This window comes from Solitalea agri (genome assembly GCF_023914155.1).
Taxonomy (GTDB): Bacteria; Bacteroidota; Bacteroidia; order Sphingobacteriales; family Sphingobacteriaceae; genus Solitalea; species Solitalea agri.
On sequence record NZ_JAMWYS010000004.1, the window covers coordinates 1 to 767 of the forward strand.

Sequence of the window (767 nt, forward strand, 5' to 3'; positions counted from 1 at the left end):
GATGATGAATCACCGGCACAGGTCATTACGATCTATCCAAACCCAGTGGCAGCGTTTACCAAACCAAGCAGTTGTGGAGCGGCAGGCGATGTGTTTACCGATGGCTCAAGCGTAAGCGGCGGCTATAGCTTAACGTATGCCTGGGATTTAGGCGAAGGCTTTACTTCGACCTTACAAAACCCAGCGGTACCAGCGTACACCACAGCAGGACCGAAAACGATCACCTTAACAGTAACTTCATCAGGTAATGGCTGTAAAGACACCTTTACCGATGTATATCAATACAATGGCGCAACGCCAGTGGCAAGCTTTACGGCATCGTCCACAACGGTTTGTCAGGATGGAACAGTGACCTTAGATGCCACCGGTTCAACCACCGGCGTAAGCCCGATTAAGGATTACATCTGGGAATTCAGCGAAGGCGGCACGGTGATCAACACGATCTCAGCAGCTAACCAGGCAGTGGTATCGATCAGCTTCCCGGCCATCACCTCAACACACACATATGATGTGAAGCTGACAGTGAGAACCCAGGACGGTTGTGAAAGCAGCACAGCGCCACAGTCGATCACGGTACACCCGGTAGCAACCACTACGTTAGCGGTAGGTGTTCCAGAGATCTGTATCGATGGCGGTCTGGTAGACATCACCTCAAGTGTAACCAACGGCGTTGCCGTAGCAGCACCGGTATATACCACCAATGCCCCAGCCGGTTCAATCACGGCAGCAGGCAAGTTTGACCCAGCAGTAGCAGGGGTAGGCACCTG

The 767-nt window shown here is 52.7% G+C and carries 1 protein-coding gene; it reads left to right on the forward strand.

The window, feature by feature from the left end:
- Positions 1 to 767, forward strand: a 767-nt coding sequence (locus NF867_RS01355) for a PKD domain-containing protein (protein ID WP_252585745.1), incomplete at both ends; no start/stop codon positions are given.